This window comes from Pluralibacter sp., assembly GCF_019237635.1.
GTDB lineage: Bacteria > Pseudomonadota > Gammaproteobacteria > Enterobacterales > Enterobacteriaceae > Enterobacter_B.
In genome coordinates this window covers 1-16955 of the sequence record NZ_JAFAGS010000180.1, presented here as the reverse complement: position 1 = coordinate 16955, position 16955 = coordinate 1, and the positions used below count along the sequence as shown (strand labels likewise).

The window sequence follows — 16955 nt, the reverse complement described above, 5'->3', positions numbered from 1 at the left end:
CAAGCTGGTTCGGGAGATGAACAAGTCTTACCGGTACTGGCTTGAAGCTGGCTACAAAGACAGCATGGCGCTAGATGCCAGCCCGGCGAATGAGTTGAAGCGCAGGCTGGCTAAACTCGGTAAGCAGTGGGAAAGCAAGTTCAACGAGCTTGCAAAAAAACTGGCAGATCGCTTTGTCGATAAGACACTGCGCAATACTGATGTATCTCTTCATTCCGCACTGAAGAATGGCGGTTTCACCGTTAAGTTCACGATGAATGATGAGCTCAAAGACTCAATGCAGGCCGTCATTAACGAGAACGTCAACCTGATTAAGTCGATACCTGAGCAGTACCACACGCAGGTTGAGACGATGGTGATGCAGTCAGTAAGCCGCGGTCGCGACCTTGGGCATTTAACGGATGAACTCGAAGCACGCTACGGAATCACTCGCAGGCGTGCTGAGACGATCGCTCGCGACCAGAACAACAAAGCCACAGCAGTCATCCAGTCTGAGCGGCAAAAGAGCCTGGGAATTACCAAAGGAATCTGGCGTCACTCTCATGCAGGTAAAGAGCCAAGACAATCCCACGTCAAGGCGGACGGCAAAGAGTTTGACCTCGACAAAGGTCTGTATCTAGATGGTGAATGGGTGCTACCTGGTGAAGCCATCAACTGCCGCTGCACATGGTCTCCGATAATCCCAGGACTGGAACGAAAATGATTGAAGTGTTCAAGGCACTAGGCCTGACATTGATATTTGGCGGCATAATCATAGCCGCGCTGACAATAACGTCTCTGAAGAAAAACAACGGTCGCTAAGGCGGCCTTTTTTATTGCCTGAAGAAAGGTAAATCCATGCCAGTCCATGAAAAAAGTGGCAAATGGTATTGGGGAAAAGAAGGGCCATTCGATACAAAAGAAAAGGCAGAAGAGGTTGAGCGTGCGGCATATGCCAATGGCTATGCAGGTGACTCAGCTCTGGCGTTCGACAGGGCAACGGTGCGCTCCTTTGACAATGATGGTCGCCTGCACGTCGAAGTGACGCCAATCAGCAAGGCTAACATCTGCCCCTACTATGGCCGTGAAATCCCCAATTCCAAATCGTTAGGCCTGCAGCCTGACAAAGTTTACTACCTGCTGCGCGACCCAAAAGAGCTCGCAAAAGCGGCGACCACATTCAACAACATCCCGCTCCTCAATGAACACATTCCGGTTACTGCCGCAGACCCTCAGAAGATGGCTGTGGTTGGTTCTACTGGTACTGATGCCGAATTTGACGGGACTTACCTTAAGAACTCGCTTGTTGTCTGGGATGCAGACTCCATCGCTGGAATCGAAACAGATGAGAAGAAAGAGCTTTCGTCGGCCTACAGATATGTAGCCGACATGACCCCCGGCGTACATGAAGGCCAGCCATACGATGGCGTCATGCGCGATATCGTCGGGAACCACGTTGCACTCGTAATAGAGGGCAGAGCCGGATCCGACGTCGTTGTCGGGGATTCATTATCACTGGAGCTAAAAGAGATGGCAAAAGCCAAACAACTCGCGGCTGCTCTGAAGCCATTCCTGGCACAAGACGCAGACCTCGAAGAAGTCGAAAAAGCGGTCAAGAAAAATCTCGAACTCGAAGAGGAAGAGAAAGAAGAGCGCGACGACAAGAAAGACAAAGCGATGGACGAGGATAAAGACGAGTCCAAAAAAGAAGATAAAAAGGCTGAAGATGAAGAGTCCGATAAAAAGGACAAGAAAGCCGAAGATGAAGACGATGAAGACAAAGAGGACAAGGCTGCTATGGATGCCGCATTAATCCGTAAAGCTGAAGAAAATGTCATGGGTCGCATTCGTCAGGCAAACGAAGCCCGTGAGTGCGTACGCGCTCTCGTTGGCGATGTGAGCCTGGTAGCGATGGATTCAGCTGAAGACATCTACCGTTTCGCCCTTGACTCTGTAGGCGCTAACCACAAAGGCGTTCACCCTTCAGCACTGAGATCAATGGTTGAGTTCACAATCATCCAGAAATCAGAAGCTCGCAAACCTGCCAATGTTATTGGCATGGATTCTGCGACCACATCTTCTTTCGCCAAAGCATTCCCTGGCGCAACCAAAATGAAACGGAGCTAAGCAATGAGCGGCTTTCAAAATGTAATCAACCAGCAGCAGGCACCAGGCGTAGAAGGTGACTTCGCTTCTGCAAACCCGAAGGCAAGCTTGCTGGCGGGTGAAGGTGCTCTGGTAGCTGGCACCAATGGTGTGGTCGTCGGTCGTTTCGGCTGGGTGACTAACGGCGTGGTAGATAATACCGGTACTGGCGTTCCACCTGGCTTCGTTCATCGCGAAGGTCAGGCTTCAATCACTACCTGGCTGGCTGAAGCATCAATGACTGTTCAACCTGGCTTCCAGATGACTCTGATGACAGCAGGTGATTTCTGGGTGCGCACCGCGGGAGCGGCAACAGTAGGGCAGAAAATTTTCGCCAAACTGTCAGATGGCTCTATTACCACCGGCGCTGCTGGAGCAACTGTTGCTGGTTATGTAGAGACAAAATTTGTGGTTGGTAGCGCTGGCGCTGCTGGCGAACTTATTCAGATGGGCACCTGGAGCTAATCGATGAACAACGCAGAATTTTTACAACATAAAGCAATGGCTGAGCGGGATTACGGTGTAGTACTTCCCGAAGCCAAAGCCTATCTGACTGACGCGGTAGCGAATAGCTATTCATACGCGATGGATGCGCAGCCGACACTGGTAACCGCCAGTAACGCAGGCATTCCATGGTACTTCACCAACTACGTAGACCCTGAGCTGATTCGCATCCTGGTTACTCCGATGAAAGCGGTGGAAATCATGGGCGAAACGAAGAAAGGCGACTGGACTACCATGACCGCGCAATTCCCGGTTGTCGAATCTACCGGTCAGGTATCCAGCTATGGCGACTACAACAACAACGGTCAGGTGAGCGCGAACGTTAACTGGGTTGCACGTGAGTCATACCTCTACCAGACCATCACCCAGTGGGGTGAGCTGGAACTGGACCGCTATGGCGAAGGCCGTATCGCATGGGCTCAGCAACTGAACACCGCTTCAGCACTGACCCTGAATAAATTCCAGAACAAGTCCTACTTCTTCGGTGTATCTGGGCTGAAGAACTACGGCATTCTGAATGACCCAAACCTGCCTGCACCAATCACCCCGGCAGCAACTGGTACTGGCAGTGGCACTACTTGGGCAACCAAAGATGGCCAGGCTGTGTATGACGACATCCAGGCGCTGTACAAGCAGTTAATCACCCAGACTAAGGGCTATGTTGAGCGCGACAGCAAAATGACGCTGGCGATGTCTCCTGAATCTGAAGCTAATCTGACCAAAACGAACATGTATAACGTGAACGTTTCAGACCAGTTGAAGAAAAACTTCCCGAACCTGCGCGTTGTTACTGCTGTTGAGTACAACACCGCATCAGGTCAGCTTGTTCAGCTCATTGCTGACGATCTGGATGGTCAGGATACTGGCTACTGTGCATTTACCGAAAAAATGCGCACACACCCTGTGGTGGTAGACCTTTCTGCTTATAAGCAGAAGAAAACAGGTGGCACCTGGGGTGCAATCATTCGTCAACCGCTGGCTGTCGCCGGCCTGCTTGGAGTTTAATTCATGGCTGAAATGGTAAGCGTAGGCTGCAAATTGCCTAATGGACTGCAGGTCACTATCGACGGCAAAACGGTAATCCTGAACGGGGCGGCAACAACCTCCCTTCGTGGTCTTGATGGGGCCATTCCCGAAGGTGCATTCGGAGTTACTCAGGTCGAAAAAGACTTCATGGATAAGTTTGTTGCCATGTATCAGGATGCAGCTTATATCCAGAACAACGCCATTTTCATCCAGAAAGACGAGCGCAGCGTTAAAGCGCAAGCGAAAGAACTGGCTGAAGAGAAAACTGGCCTGGAAGGAATGGATCCTGAAAATCCGGCCCCTGGTGTTAAAAAGGCCGATACCAAATAGCGGGAGCAGTGAATGGGCGTCGTAATATTTGACCCCGTCGCATTTAAGCTACGTTACCCTGAATTCTCATCTGTCGACGACGCACTACTCCAGCAGTATTTCACCCAGGCAACTATCTATCTCGATAACACAGACTTCAGTCGTGTGTCGGATTTGGCTGTCCGCGCAATGCTGCTGAATATGCTGGTTGCCCATATCGCCTTTCTTTACTCGGGCGCTAATGGGCAGTCACCATCCGGATTGGTTGGGAGAATCGACAGCGCTTCAGAGGGTTCAGTTAGCGTTCATGCGGATATGCCAGGGGTAACAGCAAATTCAGCATGGTACATGCAAACAAAGTATGGCGCTGATTACTGGAATGCTACGGCACCATTCCGCACCTTCCAGTACATAAGCGGTCACTCCCCATCAAATTATCCCTACGGATATTACCGGAGGTACTGATGGATAAGGTAATGGACGTGCTTGATGAGGTTGAAAAGCAATTTTCTAACATTCAGCTAAAGGTCGGTTTTCTTGAGGGATCAACCTACAACGGTGTAATTCCGGTCCCTATGGTTGCCGCAACCAACGAGTATGGCAATCCGGCTCATAATCAGCCGCCACGACCTTTCTTCAGAAATGCAATAGCGGAGCATGAAGAAGAGTGGAAAGAGCAGGCGGCTTTGCTAATTGAGCGTGGTGATGACATTGAAGAAGTATTTTCAATGCTGGGAACCATTATCGCCGCTGATATACAGCAGTCGATTCGTGCCCTTGATTCTCCACCACTTTCACCAGTGACGATTGCAAGGAAGGGTTTTGATAAGCCGCTGATTGACACCAAAAACATGTTGGATAGCGTTAGCTACGAGGTGAGCGAAATTGAATCTCAGACAAGTAGCCAATAACGCGATCACCAGCATCAACCCCAATATCTCAGCAATCCTGAAGAAGTACGCTGGTGAAACCATCGGTCCCGGGCGAAAGCCAATGCCATCTTATCTGCCAGACCAGAACGTCACTATTCAACTACAGCCAATCAGCCGCGGCGATATGCAGCACGTAGACGGCCTGAACATTCAGGGGCTGGCGAAGGTTATTTACGTCAATGGCAACTATTTCAGCGTCCAGCGCGAGATGGAGCAGGGTGGAGACATCTTCGTGATTAATGGTGAGCAATGGCTTGTCGTTGAACCGGTAGAGCTTTGGGATTCGTGGTGCCGGCTGATTGCGGTATTGCAGGTGAGCCCATGAATGACTTCACCGTAGATGATGTTATCGATGTACTTGCTGGCTACATCGAGCCTATAGCCGGAACCTGCCAACAGGCACAGGCTAACAGGGTGCCGATGCAAAAAGGCCAGTTCTGCATCCTGACCCCCTTGCGATTTACCCGGCTATCCACGACGAGAGACATCAAGCAGGACACTGGCTCACCGTCGACAAGCGCTATGGGATATACCGAAGTTCGCCAGGCTGATATCCAGGTGGATATCTATGGTCAGGGTGCAGGGGATCGGGCTATTGCCTTAGAAACCACATTCGCCAGTGGCTACGGCTACGACACTATCAAAGGCATCGATGCCAGACTGGCACCTCTCTATTCATCCCCGGCTATTCAAGCGCCGATGATTGATGCGGAAAGTCAATGGCAGGAAAGATGGACCCTGACGTTGTCACTGCAAGCCCACATAACAGTGAGCTTGAGGCAGGATTACTTTGATAAGGCGGAGATATCTACAGAAATGGTGGATATTAAAGTTAATTAGAATTAATTGGGTCAACAACCCCCTTACGCTTTTCAGCATTAATTCTGGCTTGCTTGGCTTTTTCAAAGGTATCAAAGCAACCCAAATGAACCTGAATTCCGTTGTGGGTAATCCTTGCATTCCAATTATTGTTTTTCTTATGGAATTTAACACCAGGATAACCTGTTTTGTTATCAATTCGAATGCCTCTGTTTTTGCAATTATCTGATGGTGTTACAAGCCTAAGATTTTGCAATCTATTGTCGTTCCTAATCCTGTTTATGTGATCAACTTCCATTCCAGATGGAATAGGTCCGAAATGCATTTCCCATACGATTCTATGAACCATGGTAAGTCGACCATTTAACCTTACCTGGACATACCCACTCTGCTTACTGGTGTAGGAAACAACGCTTCCTGCCTTAGCTCGCGGAGAATTAGTTTTAATCCAGGTAAGAGTGCCAAGATGCGGATCATATGAAAAATATTCGTTGTAATTCGGCATGTCTGACCCCTTCCCGTAAAATCATTTAAAGTGGAATTATACTGAAATGACAATACCTTTATCAACGGATTTTAATATCACGCCAAACGTCGTTACACCTGCCGGTTCTGCGGTTGATGCTAACGGCCTGATGCTGACTGACAATGAACTGGTGCCCGTGGGCTCAGTTGTCTCTTACTTCTCTGCAGCAGATGTATCAGCCCTTATGGGAAGCACATCAAAAGAATTCCTTGCCGCGCAGCAGTATTTCAACGGCTACGAAAACTCATCCGTTATCCCGGGTGAATTGCTGATGTACCGCGTTATTACTGCTGACGTGGCTGGATACCTGCTGTCAGGAAATCTGAAAGGTGTTGCACTAGCGACACTAAAGGCAATTCCAGCAGGCACAATTACCCTCACGATTGATGGCGTATCAACTACCAGCTCGTCTATCGACCTTTCCACTGCAACAAGCTTCAGCGACATCGCATCCAAGCTGCAGACCGGTATCGGCGCGAGTAAAGTGGCGGTTGAATGGCTTCCTATCGCTAATCGCTTCATCATTCGATCAGTGACTACCGGCGCAGATAGTCAGGTGTCTTACGCATCTCCTGGTGCGCTGGCTACCGGCCTGCTGCTGACGCAAGCAACAGCCGCTACCGTTTCCCCGGGCTCTGATGCAGTCACGCTGACTGACACGATGAATAACATCATCAACACCAACCAGAACTGGATTCTGTTTAACTCCCTGGTTGAGTTAACGGATGACCAGAAAACGGAACTGTGTGCGTGGGCAAATGGCAGCAAAAACCGCTTCGGCTATGTGGTGCATGACACTACTGCTGCAGGCACTATCGCCAACAACGCTAACTGCTTCGTGCAGAAAGTTGTCGTTGCTAACGGGTATGAGAACATCTTCCCGGTGTACGGTTCATATCTGTACAGCGTTACAGCGCTTGCATATGCGGCATCTGTAGACTTCGCCCGGACAAATGGTCGCGTGTCGTTCAAATTCCGAGGCTTCTCCGGTCTTGCGCCTAACGTAAGCGATCTGGCAACTGCACAAGCCCTGAAGTCTAACGGCTATAACTTCTACGGTTCATACAGCCTGAATAAGACGATGGCGCAGTATGCATCTGATGGTGCGATTACTGGGAAGTTTGTCTGGCTGGATAGCTTTATTGACCAAGTATGGATTAACGCCAATCTCGTTGGTGCATATGCGAACCTGTTCACCAATAATCAGTCATACCCATTCAACCAAAACGGTTATGGTGCCATTCAGGCGGCGACGATTGATGTTGCCAATCAGGCCCTGACGTTCGGAGCAATTCAGAAGGGCGTAGTGCTCGACCAGGCACAGATTCGCATCGTGAATAACACCGTACGCAAGGATATCTCCGCAACGCTTTATTCTGAGGGTTGGTATCTGTTCATCCCTACCCAGACTGGTGCGGCTCGTCTTGAGCGAACCCTGAAAGGCGCAATCTTTTACTGGGTTGACGGCCAACTCATTCAATCCATCGATATGTCCTCAACCGCGATTCTATAATAAAAGGGCGACTAAGCCGCCCTACCGTGATTTGGGTGGTAATGGGAATTGATTTCAGCGGATTTTCTGGCGCAAGCGGCATCGAATAAAGTGTCAAAAATACCTAGGAAAATTCGGCTCTTGCCGGAGCCTATTTGTACGCAAAATCTCCCGGTATCTTTATATGGATAAACGCCAGTAACACCTGTGGAATTATTTTGTTGTCGCTTCCTGTTTCTGCTGTTTTGAGCGGCGTCAACAAGGCGAAGATTTGCCAGCCGATTGTCATCTCGCCTCCCGTTTATGTGGTCGATTTGCATTCCTTCAGGTATTTTTCCGTTAAAGAATTCCCAGATAACTCTATGGTTAAGATGCCTCTTGCCATTATGCAAAAACCACAAATAACCATAAGGGTTAATGTTACCGATGCGATGACCAGCGGCACCTGCACCCCTTCTGAAAACCTTACTTAATATCACCCCAGTCTCAGGGTTTATATCTAGCATATGCTGAAAATCCATAGACGCCTCAATTGATATTAGAGTGCAAACAGTATATCACAAATAAGGAAAGGTTCATGCCTATCGACATAACTTCCGCTAATTCCAAGCTGCGCATCGTCGTACCTGCTTACTATCCAGGCGGTTTTGATGTAGACGATTACGCAGCCGACAACATGTTTGAAACTGGTGCGCTGCAGAACAAGGAAGACATGATGTCTGCGGACGGTAAATACCACGCTGGCTTCATCTTCAACCCGACAGAGTTCACCATCAACCTAATGGCGACATCCAATGCCAGTAGCCTGATTGATGACTGGATTGCTGCAGAGCGAACAGCAATTTCAGCGTTTGCGTGTAACGCAGTGCTAACCGTGCCGGCGCTTGGTGCGAAATGGAACTTTGTTAACGGAGTTCTTTATACCTGGACGCCAACACCTCCTGGCCGTCGAGTGCTGCAGCCTCGCCCGGCAGTATTCCATTTTGAGACAGTTACACGGAGCGCTATCTGATGGCACGAAAAGAGATTCCCTTCGTCGTGGAGGAAGAGGGGCGCGATAAAGGGAAAGAATTTCTCATCACAGAAATGTCGGCATGGGATGCCGACACTCTGGCTCAGGATATCTTCCGCGCAATGGGTGATTCTAACTTTAGCGAAATCCCAGCGGATGTGATCGCCATGGGATGTGCGGGACTGGCAACAGTTGGCCTGAGTGTCATTTCCGCATCCTCGCCTGATATCGCCCGCCAGTTGCGTGACCGATTGATGTCTACTGTGGATATCATCATCACCAATGACGGTAAACAGCAGCAGCGCAAGGTGAATGGCTCTCTGGATTTCGAAGAGGTTTCCACCATTCGCACCTTGCTGGATAAAGTTTTCCAGGTGAATTTTGATTTTTTAACGATCGCCGGAGAGTGAAATACCCCTTCATGGATGAAGAGTCTCTTCCGGCAAAGCTAGTCTCACCTGTAAATATCTCATCAGCAATAAACGCAATTATCTGCTCCGGCAAAGCTTCTTATCTTGACCTTCAGGAGAGGCTTTCCGTAGCTGATATGTACAATTTGCTGGAAATCATATCCGTTGAAAACTTCAACCAACGCGTCTGGCATAAGCATCAGGAGCAACGATGATTATCAATGAGTTGGCCTATAAGGTCACAATCAAGGCTGATGAGTTCCTGAACGGCAAGAAAAAGGTTGAAGAGGGAGTTAAAGAGCTTCAGGACACAGTTGAAAAAAGCTTTGACGGAATAGACGAAACCTCCAAAGAGACTGGCAAGGTTATCGTTAAGGCTGGAGATGACATTCAACGGTCTACGCGGAAAACAGGAAGGGTAATTTCTGATGCCACTTTTGATGTTAAAAAGTTCGGGGCATCAGCTGCATCTTCATTCCGTGGTGCATATGTTGCTGCAGCCGGGTTTCTGGGTATCGGAGCTGGCCTGTATGGCATTAAGCAACTCTTTACCTCCACATCAAACGAAATCGTTCGCGCCAGCAACCAGGCTAAATTCTTCGGAACCGATGTGAATAAGATGTTCGGTCTTCGTCGAGGATTCCAACAAGCAGGGCTCAACGGCGATGCCTTCATTGGTGCATCCGGTAGTGCTCGTATGGCACTGGCTAACATCGCTGACCCAACGGTGTTTGGTGGATTAACCGGTGCTGCACAGAACCTGATGGTGCTTGGCGCTCGTACAGGGTTGAATATCAACAATCTTGGCGACCCTGGCAAGGCTCTCGGTGAGTTTACCCGTTATGGTAAAAATCACTCACAAGAGAACCTGATGCAGGTAATGGCGGCTGCAGGTTTTGACCCGACTGACGCAGCCAAGATTAAATCTGGTGAACTGAAGTCACTTGTCGACTCTGAGACGAAGAAGTCAAACATCACCGCCCAACAGGTGAAGGAACAAGAGGCTTTAGTGGCAACGCTTGGTCAACTTGACTCCGAGTTTGACCGACTGAGGCAAGACCTTGCAATTGCATTTGCTCCAGAAGTGATGAATGCCATGAAGGCATTCGGTGACTGGATTAAGGACCACCATGGCGACATTATTGGTTTCTTCCGAGATGCCGGTGACTCCATTAAAAAGCTCACAGATTCCGTTGGCGGCGCTACTGCATTGTTACTACTTCTGGCAACAGGGCTAAGAGCCAACCCATTAGTCATGGGTGCTATCGCAGCGGCAGCAGCAAGTCACGGTGTGGACGAGGCGCGGGATGAAGCCAGAAAGCAAGGTAAGGACGTTGGCTCTTACCTCTATGACAAGGTGCATGAAGATAAAAAGCCATTCATGACATGGGATTCAATTAAATCCTATTTGGGGTTTGGCGAGCCTGAGCAATATGCTCAATCAGGAAAGAGAGCATCTCCTGCAGGGGGAATGGATGACCTTCTTCACGGCATAATGATGACAGAATCGGGTGGTAATCCGCTAGCTTACAACGTCTCAGGCGCTACCGGCGCTTATCAATTCATGCCAGGAACAGCCAGAGACCTTGGTCTTCGCGTAGACTCTCAGGTAGATGAACGATTAAACCCAGAGAAATCCAGGGCGGCAGCATCAGTTTACATGCGACAGCTACTGAAACGGTACGATGGTAACGTTGATAATGCGCTTCGTGCTTACAACTGGGGTATGGGTAATGTTGATAAGTGGATTGCCAATGGCAGTGACATTTCTCAACTTCCCAAAGAGACCAGAGAATACACCGGAAAAGTGTACGGAAACATGGGGAGTGCCAGGAACTATTACGCAACGCAGGGTAGGATGGCTGATAGGTCTCCTTACCAACTGTCCTCAAGCGGCGGAAATCCTCAAATAACCAACAGTACCCACATCAATACCGTGAACGTTAACAGCAACCCACAATCGGTAGACGCACTGACAAAGAGCGTTGAGAAGCAGGCGCAAAGGTCAACAACTAATGCTGCGTTTTCAAGTGCAGTAAGATGATGATTACTGTGACTCTAAAAATGCCAGCCGTGTGACTTGTTCAAAGTAGCGGTATTCATCGGAATTTTTACCGTATGTTTTTTCTGCTATATCCATCGCGGTGCCCCTACTAATGCCATGTTTCCCTTGTGTGAAATTTATCGCCATGACACCTTCGCACACCCGTATGGCCATTTTTCTAAGAGAATCTTCAGGGATTTCTTTGTTTGGCATTGATGATGATATGGATTTGCAATGATTTTCAATTGTCCGACCCTTTAGCAACTTTTGTCTGGAGTATTTTTCAAGGGCCGCTATCTTTTCATCCTGTATCGCGTTGGGTCTAAGCTCAGGGTAAGGGATTTCTTCTTTCATTTTAGTCTGAGATTTAATAGGGATATTGTGAAGGGCGCGGTAGTAGTCTCTTGCTATGTCCTCCGCCTTTACTGCAGGTGATAGCAGGATATTTATCCAGTGGCTCCTGGCAGTAAAAAGATACAAATCAAGATCATCTAAGCTACTGGCTCTTTCTGCTGCTGAAATCTCTTCCATGCACAGACCAAAAAGTAGGCTTTGATAATCATCCTTTGTTACAGGGCGATAAGCATCCCCATTTCTGGCAATAAATGTAGTTATAGCGATTGAATCTTCTGAAGAAGGGGAAAATGCCAGCTCTTTGCAACCTTCCTGCGCCTTTGTGCGATGAGGGTTGCTTGTTGCAGCTAGGGATGTGAGAGGGCCTAATGTTAAAATTACAAGGCCGATCGCTAACGTTATCTTTGTGCGTTGCATATCTATATCCTTATGTGATTTTCCCCGATTCTAACATTAACTGCTACAAAAACACGCAAAGCCCACTCAGGTGGGCTTTTTGCTGGAATACAAACTAGTCATGATCATTACCAGCTCCTGCCATCGCGGCTGCCAGATTGTAAAATGCTTCTCTAACCTCGGGGTGTTTGTTCATTAACTCCCAACCCAATACTACAACCATTGAGTTTCTGTATTGTTCTTCGCGGTTAAAGAAGTCTGACAGAATTGAGACTATCTCTGCATTCATAGAGCGATTATTGGTTTTCGAAACGCTCTCTATTTTATCTTTTAATTCAATAGGTAACCTAATTCTGAGTTGCGGGTCTTCTCTGCTCATTTCTCAATTTAATCCGCCAAAAATTCACAATGTGTAAATTATGCCCCACGGTGGGGTTGACATCAATGACGCACGGTGTGACACTGAATGCATGCCTCACGGTGGGGCGTAAACGGAGGGTTAAATGGAAAAGGCAAAAGACATGTATCAAAAGAAGGTTCGTTTTCCAGAGGATGTACGTCGAGCAATAGAACGAAACGGCGAAGATGAGTGTCGCCAGTTTAATACTGAGCTGATTTATCAGTTAAGGAAGGCGTACGGTCTCAATGGTGAGACAAATGCACAAGCCTAAAAACAGCGAAACCCGGCAGTGCGCTAACACCAACCGGGCCTCTATGTCAGTAACCGCTTGAAAGGAAACCAACATGAAAATTATAGCAAAAGCAAAGCAGGATTTCACCATCTTCAAATTTGGAGCTCATAAAATCCGTGTTATTGACCGAAGCGGCGAGCCGTGGTTTGTAGCACAAGATGTTTGCTCCGCGCTTAGCATCAAAAACGTTACGCAAGCTATTGAAAGGTTGGATGAAGATGAACGGTCTATGTTGAACATAGGGCGTCAGGGAGAAGCCAATATCGTCAGTGAGTCTGGTATGTACACTCTCGTCCTTCGCTGTCGTGATGCTGTTAACAAAGGATCAGTCCCGCATCAGTTCCGCAAGTGGGTTACAGCAGAGGTTCTGCCATCAATCCGCAAGCATGGCGAGTACAAGAGCGAAGAGCTACCTGTATCTCCGGTACAAGCAATCGAGTCACGTTATCGTGTTCGAGTCATCATCTATGACGATGTGATGGGCGGATGCGTTGAGCTGTTCGGTAAAGGTGAAACCATGCGTGATATCGCATGGGGAGTAGCAAGCGACTTGGGATATCAAGCCAGCTCATTTACTCAGGTTCAGATGAACAAAGAGAAGGTTAGGAGAGTCTTCTAACTGCATTCATTTATGATTATCAAAACTAACCCGCTTCGGCGGGTTTTTTATTGCCTGGAGAAACGATGAGCATCATCGACCTCAATACCGCAGACATTTTTAATGCGATCGGCGGCGGCTCTCCACTGTCGATAATCGACAGCGTTATACATCCTCAATATGTCATAAGAAATAGCACCACGGGGGCTATAGCGCTTGAGTTCAGCGGTATGGCATCAATACAGCCAAGTGGCAGGGCTCAGATAACCAATGCTCCGGTTGAAGGTGGCAAATACCAGTCCATCAACAAAGTGAAAGAACCGTCTGTTGTCAGGTGCGAAATCATCGTCACCGGACTTACTGGCTTCTCAGGTGGCATTCCAAACATCTTCGATCTGACGTTTACCAGCCAAAGCAGCGTGCTTGAAACCATAAAGACGATGCTGTCTACGGCTAACACTTATGACATCGAGACGCCGAAAGAAACGCTTGAAAGCTATGACCTGGTAGACCACTCATATGAAGTCAATTCACAGCGTGGTGTGAGCATGTTGACCATTTACCTGTACTTTCAGGAGGTCATGCAGCAGATGGAAGTGGTTCTGTCTGGTGCGCAGTCTGAAGCCAAACCGACAAACGATTCAGTTAGTCAGGGAGTGACAGGAATGGGAGCGTCGACGAAAGACGCTGGCTCTACGCCATCCACTGTAGATGAGCTAGGGAAATCCTGGTCATCTCTGAAAACGTCAGTATCAGGCATAGCCACAACAGCATCAAACGCCATTTCAACGAGCTTCCAGAGTGCTCTTGATACGGTCTCCAAGCCCATACTTGATGTGGCTAATAGCGCCACGCAGAAAGCCGCTGAGCTTGCCAAAGAAATCAACGAGAACATCACATGAGAACAATTCCACTTGAGCCACAGAAATCACAGTCTGTCTCTGTGGATTTGGCAGGGCAGCGATGCGTTATGCGCCTGATTCAGCGTGAAAGCTTCATTTACATGGACCTGACTGTTAATGGCAACCCTATCATGCAAGGTGTTCCGTGCCTGTACGGAAACAAAATGGTCAGGTATTCGTATCTCGGATTTCAGGGCGATCTGGTTTTCCTCGATAACGTAGGTCAGCAAGACCCATCTTATGATGGGTTGGGTGGCAGGTTCATTCTTTACTACATAGGAGAGAACGAACTTGTACAGTAAGCGATCCCTTAGATTTGAGTTTATGAATGAGACCTCATCGTTCGATGATGCCGGGAACAATCAAATCTCAATCAGTGAAGCTCGGGCCATAGTATCACTTCAGTCATCGGGAAACCTGTTCGGCACTCAGGTGAACGTGAGCATATTTGGACTTGGCCTGGAAATGCTGGCTTCCTTGTCTTCAAAAGCAATGGGTCTGTTCGGCACCGATACAGAGCGTATCAGCATGAAGATTTTTGTGGAGAATACCGCGATATTTGCCGGGTACATGACATCATCTATTGCCAACATGAACACCATGCCGAATACGGCTTTGATGATTACGGCAACGGCAAACGCTGACCTGCAGAACAAAACAGCGTCACCTTTTTCATTCAACGGTTCAACTCCGGTTACGAGCGTTATCAACGCCATCTGTAAGGCTGCCGGTTACACACCTTATATCGTGGGATTAGATGGAAAAGTAATTTCAAACCCGCACTATGAAGGCAGTGTATTTGACCAGTTGCGAGCGGTCTGCGACGACCTCAACATAGCTATGTCTGTTGCACCACCATCAATATCATTCTGGCCTCAGGAAAGCACAAAGGACGATGTTAAACCTCTTATCTCTCCCGAATACGGGCTAATAGGATATCCGGTCTTCTCAAATGGCGGTGTGATGTTCCAGACGCAGTTCTCAACGCTTCTGACAACAGGGCGCGACATAGAGCTGCAGACAACTCTCCCTCACGCCAGCGGCGTTTATAAGCTCACCAGTGTAACGCATGAGCTGTCATCGTGGATGGAAGATGGGCCCTGGCATTCGGTGTGCATAGCAAACAGAAAATTAAATGAGGCAACCAGTGGCTGATTATTTATTTACGCCCACTAGTGCGCAAACTAGTGATGCGGAAAATCTCTCGTACGTCTTCAAAAAGCTCCTTTCAGGGGCTTTTTTTATTGAGCTTGTTGAAGTGACGGCGATTCGCGGAACTGCTCCAAATCTGGTTGTGGATGTTATTCCGCTGGTGACCAGAACTGACCCGTCAGGCGCTACCATCCAGAACTCGGAAATCTTCAATGTGCCGGTGTTCAGACTTCAGCGCGGGGCTAGTGCAGTCATCATGAATCCTGTGGCCGGTGATATCGGCATGATCGCCATCTGTGACCGTGACAACTCAATAGCCAGAGCGAATAGAAAACAGTCTGTACCTGGTAGCAAGAGAACGCACAGTAAATCAGACGCACTTTACCTTGGCGGCTTCCTTAACAACCAGCCATCACAGTTCATCGAGTTCTCGGACGGTGCGATAAACATCACTACGCCCAACCCGGTAAATATCATTTGCTCTTCAGCGAACATCACAGCGCCTGATGGCGTGAATGTCACTACGCCGACAATGCATGTCACCGGAAATATCACCGCTGGCGGAGATATCACCGACAACAACGGCACACAAAGCGCATCACTCAAAACCCTGCGTGACAAATATGACCAGCACAAACACCCAGTTCCAGGAGTTCAAACTGGCGGCTCCACTGTCACATCAAACACCACGGATAAACCAGCATGACATACAGAACAATGCAATTAGACGTGTCCACATGGGATTTAACGCTGGATGGCAGCGGGAATATTGCGATAGCAGACGAGTCATACTCAGTTGCTCAGGATGTTGCCAGCGCATGCCTTGTGTTTTCTGGTGAGTGCTATTACGACACCACGCTCGGAATCCCGTGGAAAACAGACGTCCTCGGCAAGCGTCCGACGCCGAGCTTTATCCAGCAGAAGCTGCAAACAGAAGCACTCAAACTGCCGATTGTTGACCAGGCGCTGGCGAATGTTTTCTTCGATAAAAACACCCGCAGTATGCGCGGAACTATCCGTGTGACCGACATTAACGGAAATACAGCGCAGGCCACACTATGACGACACTAAATACTGCAGTACCCGATGTAACCATTACTGAAAATGGCCTCTCTGTACCTGATGTGGCTGACATCCTGTCGGGCCGACTGACAGACATGACAACGGCGCTAGGAGGCGGGGCAAGTCAGTCTCTTAGCTCTCCACAGGGTCAAATCGCACAGTCAGACACAGAAATCATTGCTCAGGAATACGACAAACTGCTTTGCCTGTTCAATCAGATAAACCCTGATTACGCAACGGGTCGATTCCAGGATGGGATAGGGCGTATCTATTTCATGGATCGCATTTCTGCTCAGGGAACAGTTGTTACAGCCTCCTGTATTGGCCAGGTTGGCACAACCATCCCTGCAGGCAGTACTGCAATCGACACAAGCGGCTACATTTATCAGTCTATTGACTCTGCAGTAATCCCGTCAGGCGGCACAATTGATATTCAGTTTGTAAATCAGACAACGGGTCCAATACCATGCGCTGCTGGCTCATTAAACCAAATCTATCGCGCTGTGCCCGGATGGGATGCGATCACAAATGCTAGCCCGGGCGTTGTTGGTGTTGATGTAGAGTCACGCATTGCATTCGAGACTCGCAGACAGCAATCGGT

General features: G+C 48.6%; 24 protein-coding genes and 1 pseudogene. 21 read left to right on the top strand and 4 right to left on the bottom strand.

The annotated features are described in order from the left end of the window. The first annotated feature begins 16 nt into the window (after positions 1–16). The 9 genes from JO226_RS21125 (at position 17) to JO226_RS21085 (ending at position 5735) form a co-directional block, all read left to right on the top strand. The gene (locus JO226_RS21125) at positions 17–703 is read left to right on the top strand and encodes a phage minor head protein (RefSeq protein WP_296407195.1); all 687 of its coding nucleotides are present in this window, start codon (positions 17–19) and stop codon (positions 701–703) included. A 134-nt stretch (positions 704–837) separates the two neighbouring features. Continuing rightward, complete coding sequence (locus tag JO226_RS21120) at positions 838–2106, top strand: DUF2213 domain-containing protein (protein ID WP_296407092.1); 1269 nt, start codon at positions 838–840, stop codon at positions 2104–2106. Positions 2107–2109: 3 nt separating this feature from the next. Beyond that, on the top strand, positions 2110–2589 hold the full coding sequence (locus tag JO226_RS21115; protein ID WP_296407090.1) for a hypothetical protein: 480 nt from the start codon (positions 2110–2112) through the stop codon (positions 2587–2589). 3 nt (positions 2590–2592) lie between these two features. Next, on the top strand, positions 2593–3633 hold the full coding sequence (locus tag JO226_RS21110) for a major capsid family protein (protein ID WP_296407088.1): 1041 nt from the start codon (positions 2593–2595) through the stop codon (positions 3631–3633). A 3-nt stretch (positions 3634–3636) separates the two neighbouring features. Beyond that, positions 3637–3984: a hypothetical protein gene (locus JO226_RS21105; RefSeq protein ID WP_296407086.1), complete on the top strand. Its 348-nt coding sequence runs from the start codon at positions 3637–3639 to the stop codon at positions 3982–3984. Between the two features lie 12 nt (positions 3985–3996). After that, positions 3997–4428, top strand: a complete 432-nt coding sequence (locus JO226_RS21100) for a DUF4054 domain-containing protein (RefSeq protein ID WP_296407084.1) — start codon at positions 3997–3999, stop codon at positions 4426–4428. Further along, entirely contained in the window at positions 4428–4874 is a 447-nt protein-coding gene (locus JO226_RS21095; protein ID WP_296407082.1) for a hypothetical protein, read from the top strand. Before JO226_RS21100 ends, JO226_RS21095 begins: the two co-directional genes overlap by 1 nt. Beyond that, positions 4849–5220, top strand: a complete 372-nt coding sequence (locus JO226_RS21090) for a hypothetical protein (RefSeq protein ID WP_296407081.1) — start codon at positions 4849–4851, stop codon at positions 5218–5220. The genes JO226_RS21095 and JO226_RS21090 overlap by 26 nt, the downstream gene beginning before the upstream one ends. Next, complete coding sequence (locus JO226_RS21085) at positions 5217–5735, top strand: hypothetical protein (protein WP_296407078.1); 519 nt, start codon at positions 5217–5219, stop codon at positions 5733–5735. The genes JO226_RS21090 and JO226_RS21085 overlap by 4 nt, the downstream gene beginning before the upstream one ends. Here the strand turns inward: JO226_RS21085 and JO226_RS21080 are convergent. Beyond that, complete coding sequence (locus JO226_RS21080; protein WP_296407076.1) at positions 5728–6219, bottom strand: HNH endonuclease; 492 nt, start codon at positions 6217–6219, stop codon at positions 5728–5730. The genes JO226_RS21085 and JO226_RS21080 overlap by 8 nt on opposite strands. 46 nt (positions 6220–6265) lie before the next feature. Between JO226_RS21080 and JO226_RS21075 the strand changes: the two genes are divergently transcribed. Next, on the top strand, positions 6266–7753 hold the full coding sequence (locus tag JO226_RS21075) for a DUF3383 domain-containing protein (protein WP_296407074.1): 1488 nt from the start codon (positions 6266–6268) through the stop codon (positions 7751–7753). Positions 7754–7764: 11 nt separating this feature from the next. Here JO226_RS21075 and JO226_RS23375 read toward each other — a convergent pair whose 3' ends face one another. Further along, positions 7765–8052, bottom strand: a complete 288-nt coding sequence (locus tag JO226_RS23375) for an HNH endonuclease (protein ID WP_367273572.1) — start codon at positions 8050–8052, stop codon at positions 7765–7767. Between the two features lie 257 nt (positions 8053–8309). On the opposite strand from JO226_RS23375, the gene JO226_RS21065 reads away from it, so the two are divergent. The 4 genes from JO226_RS21065 to JO226_RS21050 are packed head-to-tail and all read left to right on the top strand — an operon-like array spanning position 8310 to position 11198. Further along, complete coding sequence (locus JO226_RS21065) at positions 8310–8744, top strand: hypothetical protein (RefSeq protein WP_296407070.1); 435 nt, start codon at positions 8310–8312, stop codon at positions 8742–8744. Beyond that, positions 8744–9154, top strand: a complete 411-nt coding sequence (locus tag JO226_RS21060) for a hypothetical protein (protein WP_296407068.1) — start codon at positions 8744–8746, stop codon at positions 9152–9154. The genes JO226_RS21065 and JO226_RS21060 overlap by 1 nt, the downstream gene beginning before the upstream one ends. 11 nt (positions 9155–9165) lie before the next feature. Next, a complete protein-coding gene (locus JO226_RS21055; protein ID WP_296407066.1) occupies positions 9166–9369 on the top strand; it encodes a hypothetical protein in 204 nt (67 codons plus the stop codon). Continuing rightward, on the top strand, positions 9366–11198 hold the full coding sequence (locus JO226_RS21050) for a lytic transglycosylase domain-containing protein (RefSeq protein ID WP_296407064.1): 1833 nt from the start codon (positions 9366–9368) through the stop codon (positions 11196–11198). The genes JO226_RS21055 and JO226_RS21050 overlap by 4 nt, the downstream gene beginning before the upstream one ends. 3 nt (positions 11199–11201) lie before the next feature. On the opposite strand, the gene JO226_RS21045 is transcribed toward JO226_RS21050, so the two are convergent. Both JO226_RS21045 and JO226_RS21040 read right to left on the bottom strand, forming a co-directional pair. Further along, the gene (locus JO226_RS21045) at positions 11202–11969 is read right to left on the bottom strand and encodes a hypothetical protein (RefSeq protein ID WP_296407062.1); all 768 of its coding nucleotides are present in this window, start codon (positions 11967–11969) and stop codon (positions 11202–11204) included. A 94-nt stretch (positions 11970–12063) separates the two neighbouring features. Next, positions 12064–12327: an Arc family DNA-binding protein gene (locus JO226_RS21040; protein WP_296407060.1), complete on the bottom strand. Its 264-nt coding sequence runs from the start codon at positions 12325–12327 to the stop codon at positions 12064–12066. Between the two features lie 124 nt (positions 12328–12451). Here JO226_RS21040 and JO226_RS21035 point away from each other — a divergent pair, with 124 nt between their 5' ends. The 7 genes and pseudogenes from JO226_RS21035 to JO226_RS21000 form a co-directional block, all read left to right on the top strand. After that, positions 12452–12619, top strand: a complete 168-nt coding sequence (locus tag JO226_RS21035) for an Arc family DNA binding domain-containing protein (RefSeq protein ID WP_296407058.1) — start codon at positions 12452–12454, stop codon at positions 12617–12619. 73 nt (positions 12620–12692) lie between these two features. Continuing rightward, positions 12693–13058: pseudogene (locus JO226_RS21030) on the top strand (Bro-N domain-containing protein); the annotation flags it as partial. Positions 13059–13324: 266 nt separating this feature from the next. Continuing rightward, on the top strand, positions 13325–14140 hold the full coding sequence (locus JO226_RS21025) for a hypothetical protein (RefSeq protein WP_296407056.1): 816 nt from the start codon (positions 13325–13327) through the stop codon (positions 14138–14140). A gap of 324 nt (positions 14141–14464) precedes the next feature. Continuing rightward, positions 14465–15295, top strand: coding sequence for a hypothetical protein (locus JO226_RS21015; protein WP_296407051.1), 831 nt, complete (start codon positions 14465–14467; stop codon positions 15293–15295). Then, entirely contained in the window at positions 15288–15998 is a 711-nt protein-coding gene (locus JO226_RS21010; protein WP_296407049.1) for a phage baseplate protein, read from the top strand. The genes JO226_RS21015 and JO226_RS21010 overlap by 8 nt, the downstream gene beginning before the upstream one ends. After that, a complete protein-coding gene (locus tag JO226_RS21005) occupies positions 15995–16354 on the top strand; it encodes a hypothetical protein (RefSeq protein WP_021241298.1) in 360 nt (119 codons plus the stop codon). The genes JO226_RS21010 and JO226_RS21005 overlap by 4 nt, the downstream gene beginning before the upstream one ends. Then, positions 16351–16955: baseplate J/gp47 family protein (locus JO226_RS21000; protein WP_296407045.1), on the top strand; the 605-nt coding region annotated here is incomplete at its 3' end. The genes JO226_RS21005 and JO226_RS21000, both read left to right, overlap by 4 nt.

Coding starts and splice junctions, on each gene's coding strand:
- JO226_RS21065 (WP_296407070.1), top strand. CDS start 8,310: ATGCCTATCGACATAACTTCCGCTAATTCCAAGCTGCGCATCGTCGTA.
- JO226_RS21015 (WP_296407051.1), top strand. CDS start 14,465: ATGAATGAGACCTCATCGTTCGATGATGCCGGGAACAATCAAATCTCA.
- JO226_RS21115 (WP_296407090.1), top strand. CDS start 2,110: ATGAGCGGCTTTCAAAATGTAATCAACCAGCAGCAGGCACCAGGCGTA.
- JO226_RS21125 (WP_296407195.1), top strand. CDS start 17: ATGAACAAGTCTTACCGGTACTGGCTTGAAGCTGGCTACAAAGACAGC.
- JO226_RS21060 (WP_296407068.1), top strand. CDS start 8,744: ATGGCACGAAAAGAGATTCCCTTCGTCGTGGAGGAAGAGGGGCGCGAT.
- JO226_RS21045 (WP_296407062.1), bottom strand. CDS start 11,969: ATGCAACGCACAAAGATAACGTTAGCGATCGGCCTTGTAATTTTAACA.
- JO226_RS21075 (WP_296407074.1), top strand. CDS start 6,266: ATGACAATACCTTTATCAACGGATTTTAATATCACGCCAAACGTCGTT.
- JO226_RS21120 (WP_296407092.1), top strand. CDS start 838: ATGCCAGTCCATGAAAAAAGTGGCAAATGGTATTGGGGAAAAGAAGGG.
- JO226_RS21095 (WP_296407082.1), top strand. CDS start 4,428: ATGGATAAGGTAATGGACGTGCTTGATGAGGTTGAAAAGCAATTTTCT.
- JO226_RS21085 (WP_296407078.1), top strand. CDS start 5,217: ATGAATGACTTCACCGTAGATGATGTTATCGATGTACTTGCTGGCTAC.
- JO226_RS21080 (WP_296407076.1), bottom strand. CDS start 6,219: ATGCCGAATTACAACGAATATTTTTCATATGATCCGCATCTTGGCACT.
- JO226_RS21005 (WP_021241298.1), top strand. CDS start 15,995: ATGACATACAGAACAATGCAATTAGACGTGTCCACATGGGATTTAACG.
- JO226_RS21035 (WP_296407058.1), top strand. CDS start 12,452: ATGGAAAAGGCAAAAGACATGTATCAAAAGAAGGTTCGTTTTCCAGAG.
- JO226_RS21100 (WP_296407084.1), top strand. CDS start 3,997: ATGGGCGTCGTAATATTTGACCCCGTCGCATTTAAGCTACGTTACCCT.
- JO226_RS21050 (WP_296407064.1), top strand. CDS start 9,366: ATGATTATCAATGAGTTGGCCTATAAGGTCACAATCAAGGCTGATGAG.
- JO226_RS21110 (WP_296407088.1), top strand. CDS start 2,593: ATGAACAACGCAGAATTTTTACAACATAAAGCAATGGCTGAGCGGGAT.
- JO226_RS23375 (WP_367273572.1), bottom strand. CDS start 8,052: ATGCAAATCGACCACATAAACGGGAGGCGAGATGACAATCGGCTGGCA.
- JO226_RS21105 (WP_296407086.1), top strand. CDS start 3,637: ATGGCTGAAATGGTAAGCGTAGGCTGCAAATTGCCTAATGGACTGCAG.
- JO226_RS21040 (WP_296407060.1), bottom strand. CDS start 12,327: ATGAGCAGAGAAGACCCGCAACTCAGAATTAGGTTACCTATTGAATTA.
- JO226_RS21025 (WP_296407056.1), top strand. CDS start 13,325: ATGAGCATCATCGACCTCAATACCGCAGACATTTTTAATGCGATCGGC.
- JO226_RS21055 (WP_296407066.1), top strand. CDS start 9,166: ATGGATGAAGAGTCTCTTCCGGCAAAGCTAGTCTCACCTGTAAATATC.